This is a genomic window from uncultured Campylobacter sp., assembly GCF_938018145.1.
GTDB lineage: Bacteria > Campylobacterota > Campylobacteria > Campylobacterales > Campylobacteraceae > Campylobacter_A.
In genome coordinates this window covers 1-4,707 of sequence record NZ_CALIII010000454.1, presented here as the reverse complement: position 1 = coordinate 4,707, position 4,707 = coordinate 1, and the positions used below count along the sequence as shown (strand labels likewise).

Here is a 4,707-nt window from a genome sequence, read left to right as displayed (position 1 = left end):
GTAGCTCTTGCTCGGCTTCTGCGAGGTCAAAAGGCTTTCTACCGGTTTCAACGTATATGCACCACAAAAACGCGATCGAAGCAACCGCAAAGCTTGGGATCTGATATCCGATCTGGCCGCTTTTTACCATTGATTGGATTTCTACTAAATTTGACGTTCCGGCTGCAAGCATAACTACGATTAGGCACATTATCATCACCGGCTCTACGTAGACGGCTAGCATCTGCTCTCTACCGCCGCCGGTAGCCGCAAACGGGTTGCCGCTATCCATAGAAGCAGCGCCGAAAACAAAGCGAAGTAGCGCGCCTAGGTAAAGAATCACGAATATGTCGGAATACGCTCCAAAAATCGTGCTTTTACTATAAGTAATAGGAATAGCCGCTAGTATCGCCGCCGAAGTAGCAAACAAGAAAAACGGAGCCTGCCTAAATACCCAGTGAGAGCATGCAGGCACGGTTCTACCGCGTCTAAAAAGCTTTATGATGTCGCGATACGTCTGAAAGAAATCGCTACCTTGTTTTGATTGCAGTTTGGCTCTTAGTTTCCTAGCCATACCGTCAAACAAGGGCGCAACCAAGACGATAACGACTACTTGAAATATCATCAAAAGTATAGTCTGTAAAATTTCCATCTCACGCCCCCTATATCAAAAAGTAGCTAACCGCTAGTATCGCGCAAAGATATATGAGGATATATAGCGCGTAAACGTTGGTGTAGCCGCTTTGCATTATGCCTATTTTTTCGGCGACCTTTTCGGTAAATTTAATCACCGGCTCGTAAAATAGCCCCCACCAGATATCTTTTGGATGGTTGTGATACTCGACCGGGTTAAAATAACCTTTAGTCACGACTTTTCTCTCGCCTTTAAACAGCCAGTTCATTATTCGTCTTAGATCGCCGGTGAAAGGGCCGCCCGTCATTTGCATGCGAGAGCTGTATTTAAATCCGCAAGCCCAAGGATCGGTCTCGCGAGGTTTCTCGCGGTTTGCTTTCATTACGGCTAAGATTGCAAAAGGCAAAACCATAGTAGAACACAAGATAATGGCTATAAGCGGAGTAGAAACCACGCTGCCTAAATTTGAGGTCAAATTTATACCGTGGCTAGCTACGTAACCGCCTGCGCCGCCTATGGAATTTACGGCCGTTTGGATGTAGCCGACGACTACGTTAGCTCCTATACCAAAGCCTATACAGCCGATCATTAGCACGATCATGCCAAGCACCATAAATATCGGGCTTTCTTTTGCATTTTCCCAAATTTTCTGATCTCTTGGAGTTCCCGCAAAGATTACGGCATAAAGCTTAAGGTGCATGCCGACTAACACGCCCGTAAGCGCTAGCGCGACGACTGAAAGCGTAAAAGCGTATCTAGTAAAGATGCCCTGCTCTAGCGCGCCTTGAAGCATACCTTGATAGGTAAACCACTCGGATACGAAGCCGTTAACGGGAGGCAATGCCGCGATACCCATGATACCGATAAACATACCAACAGACGTCCAAGGCATCTTTTTAGCTAAGCCGCCTAGCACGTCCATATCGCGAGTGTGCGTAGCGTGCAAAACCGAACCCGCGCAAAGAAACAAAAGTCCTTTAAATATCGCGTGGTTAACTACGTGGTAGCATCCGGCTAAAAATCCGATCGCGGCAAGCGTCGTATTTCCGGCGGCCAGACCGTACAAACCGGTGCCAAGACCGAGCAAGATGATGCCGATGTTTTCGACAGAGTGATAAGCAAGAAGCGCTTTGTAGTCGTGCTGGCAAAGAGCGTAAAGAACGCCAAACAGTGAGCTAGCGGCACCCAAAATCAAAACCGTCAAACCAAAGTAAATGCTTAAAGGCAAGAAAAGCGTAAATTTAACTAGAGTAAATAGCGCAACCTTTATCATTACGCCGCTCATTAGAGCAGAGACGTTTGAAGGAGCGGCCGGGTGAGCCATCGGTAGCCATACGTGAAACGGCCACATACCCGCTTTACTACCAAATCCTACTAAGAATAATATAAACACCACGACGCTAACCGCAGCAGGCATATTTAGGTGGGCAAATTTGCTAAACTCGGCGCTGCCGGCATAGTGAGCCATTATTAGCAGTCCGCAAGTGATACAAAACGCGCCGACTTGAGCGATGCCAAGATACACCATCACCGCTTTTAGCGTGCCTTTGCCGTCGTTTACGAGGATGAGGAAAGACGAAATAAGCGTCATAAGCTCCCACAAAACGACGAAGCAAAATACGTTATTTGCGCTGATGACTAGAAGCATCGAAAGGATGAAAAGGTTAAACAAACAGGCAAAAACGCCTACGCTTGCTTTTTTTATGTATTCCTCCGCGTAGCTCATACCGTAGACGCTGCTGGCAAAGCCGATAAAGACGACTACGAAGCTAAAGAAATTTCCAAGCGGAGTTAGCTCGAATTTCGGCGCGTATAAAAAGTCTCCGCCAAGAGCAAAGCCCTGTATCGTCCCCATATGCGCCACAAAGTAGCAAAGTGCGTAAAAACAGCTAATCGCGCTTAGTCCAAAGCCGATTTTTACGGCTGATTTTTGAGCGCCGTAGAGCAGGATGCTAACGGCGGCGCTAACTAAGAAAAGCAGATACACGCCTACCATCTCGCACCCCCTTTTGCGCCGCTATTTTCGTCGTTCATAGCGCGCGAATTTGACGCCGCTTGCTCTCTTGCTTGCTCGCTAGGAGTTTTGTCAAGCTCCTTGATAACGATGACGTCGCCCTCGCCGTCCACGTCCTGAGCGCCGATATCGGCTAAAACGTGAGGCTCTTTTAAATTTCCGCTTCCGCGTAAAATTTTATCGACGAAAGCCTGAGCGGCTTCTTGCTCGATCTTATTGCCAAGTTTGTGATGGCTGTGCAAAGGATCGACCATGATGATCGCGCTGGTCGGACAAACCTCGACGCACGCAGGGCCGTTTTCGCGTCCGAAGCACATATCGCACTTTATCGCAGTGTTTTTCGCGCCGGCTTGACTTTCGATTTCGAGGTAGTATTTGGGCTCTACCGCGTAATTAACCGACGGCATGAGCTCGGCGCTTGAGCTTATCGCGCCGTAAGGGCAAGCGATAGTGCAGAGTTTGCAGCCTATACATATCTCCTCGTGAAGCTCGATGTAGTTATCGTCAAACCTTAGCGCCCCGGTAGGGCACACGTTCGCGCAAGGACCGTCATCGCACTGGCGACACTGCGTCGGCATGACGCCCTTTGCCTGGCGCAATACCGTTAGCCTGGCCTTTGAGAGCTTGCCGCGCTCATAGGCGCTACGGAAACATGCCGCCATGCAAGTAGCGCAACCGATACAACGTTTGTAATCGGCGATCACAAATTTATGTTGTTTCATAAATTCTCCTTTCTACTTGTTTTACGATTCTTGATTTCTCTTAAATCTTGAGCTAATTGTATTACTTTTAAAAATTTATTTCCGTCATTTGGCTGACGAATTTTGTATTTTTTAGATTAATTTTTATGAATTATTTATTTTTAAGTTTATTTTTAAATTTACTGTAAAATAGGCACTTTATTAAACTTATGCGAATATAAAAATATTACGCATAGACTATCTAATGCACTAAAAGGAGTGTTTTAGTCCTATAATGCCTCGGAAAGCTTAAGGCAAAATTTAATCTCAGCCTTTAAAAATTTGACGGAATACTTTTTGCTAGAACTCGCCGTTAGTAATATAAAAAGGATAAAAATGCAGATCAAAAACGGCGCTTCAAACGAGATTTTAAAGACCTTAGCAAACCGCGTAGCTCAAGGTCAAAAAGGCGATAAATTTTTAGCCGGCTCTACGCTTGCGGCGGCAAATTTGACGGATTTTGCCCAGATGCTAGATAAATTTAACGAAAACACAAATTTAAGTGACGCGGCGGATAAATTTGACGCGGATAAATTTCACGGCGGCGAGGCAAGCTCGTTTTTACGAAATTTAGCCCGCGACGAAAACGAAGCGCAAATCTACGCAAAACTAGAGCGCGAAGCCAAAGAAGCCGCAAAAATGTTTAAGAAATTTGATTTTATGCAGATGATGACGAAGCTAGAAATGGGCAATCTAAAAGACGGCGAGCGAGCGGAAATTTTTGCCAAGATGAACAAAATCGCAAAGGAAATTTGAGTTTATTTTTATTTCGCGCACGGAGTTAAGTTTGTACATTTGACGCGCTCTCGTAATTGAACTCAAAATTTTGCTAAAATTCGGGTAAATTTAGCGGGTAACGGGAGTAAAATTTGAATACGGCAAACAAACAAACCTCAAATTTAAACAGCGACTTTCAAGACTCAAATTTGACAAATCCCGGCTCAAATAAATTTGCGAGGGATTACGATAAAGAGCCGCTGATTATTAAAGATCATAGCTCTTTGATAATCGTTATCCAGTTTGGTTTGTTGATTTTTGTTCTAGTCGCAGCCCAGCTTGGGATACTAAGCGCATTTGATCTAAAAAAACCGCTAGAAACGGATGATTTTCCCTTCATCGCTATATTTCTTATAGTCATACCGTTTATTAGAGTTATTGAGCGAGATAGCCCTTTTAGCAAGCGTTTTATAATATTCAATCAAAATTCCATATCCATAGAGGTGGATAATGTAAGGATTGTTAGGATAAATTTGGATCAAATTACCGACATTTCAAAAAATGCCGATATAAGAAACTCTTTACCGCCGTATTTTCCGATTTCAAAAGAGTTATTTTATATT

4 protein-coding genes and 1 pseudogene are annotated in these 4,707 nt (G+C 44.7%); 2 read left to right on the top strand and 3 right to left on the bottom strand.

What is annotated here, in order from left to right:
• The 3 genes from Q0338_RS10625 to Q0338_RS10615 all read right to left on the bottom strand — a co-directional run.
• The coding region (locus Q0338_RS10625; RefSeq protein WP_298086693.1) for an NADH-quinone oxidoreductase subunit H at positions 1-631 on the bottom strand (631 nt) is incomplete at its 3' end.
• A 10-nt stretch (positions 632-641) separates the two neighbouring features.
• A complete protein-coding gene (locus Q0338_RS10620) occupies positions 642-2,609 on the bottom strand; it encodes a proton-conducting transporter membrane subunit (RefSeq protein ID WP_298086692.1) in 1,968 nt (655 codons plus the stop codon).
• Positions 2,603-3,349 carry a 4Fe-4S dicluster domain-containing protein gene (locus tag Q0338_RS10615; protein ID WP_298086691.1) on the bottom strand — a complete coding sequence of 249 codons (747 nt, stop codon included), beginning with the start codon at positions 3,347-3,349 and terminating at the stop codon, positions 2,603-2,605. The genes Q0338_RS10620 and Q0338_RS10615 overlap by 7 nt, the downstream gene beginning before the upstream one ends.
• Before the next feature lie 354 nt (positions 3,350-3,703).
• Between Q0338_RS10615 and Q0338_RS10610 the strand changes: the two genes are divergently transcribed.
• A complete protein-coding gene (locus Q0338_RS10610) occupies positions 3,704-4,123 on the top strand; it encodes a hypothetical protein (RefSeq protein ID WP_298086690.1) in 420 nt (139 codons plus the stop codon).
• A 113-nt stretch (positions 4,124-4,236) separates the two neighbouring features.
• A pseudogene (locus tag Q0338_RS10605) lies at positions 4,237-4,707 on the top strand (hypothetical protein); the annotation flags it as partial.

What these genes read in the sequence shown, in the direction of transcription:
- Q0338_RS10610 (WP_298086690.1), top strand. Translation starts at nt 3,704, where the DNA reads ATGCAGATCAAAAACGGCGCTTCAAACGAGATTTTAAAGACCTTAGCA.
- Q0338_RS10620 (WP_298086692.1), bottom strand. Translation starts at nt 2,609, where the DNA reads ATGGTAGGCGTGTATCTGCTTTTCTTAGTTAGCGCCGCCGTTAGCATC.
- Q0338_RS10615 (WP_298086691.1), bottom strand. Translation starts at nt 3,349, where the DNA reads ATGAAACAACATAAATTTGTGATCGCCGATTACAAACGTTGTATCGGT.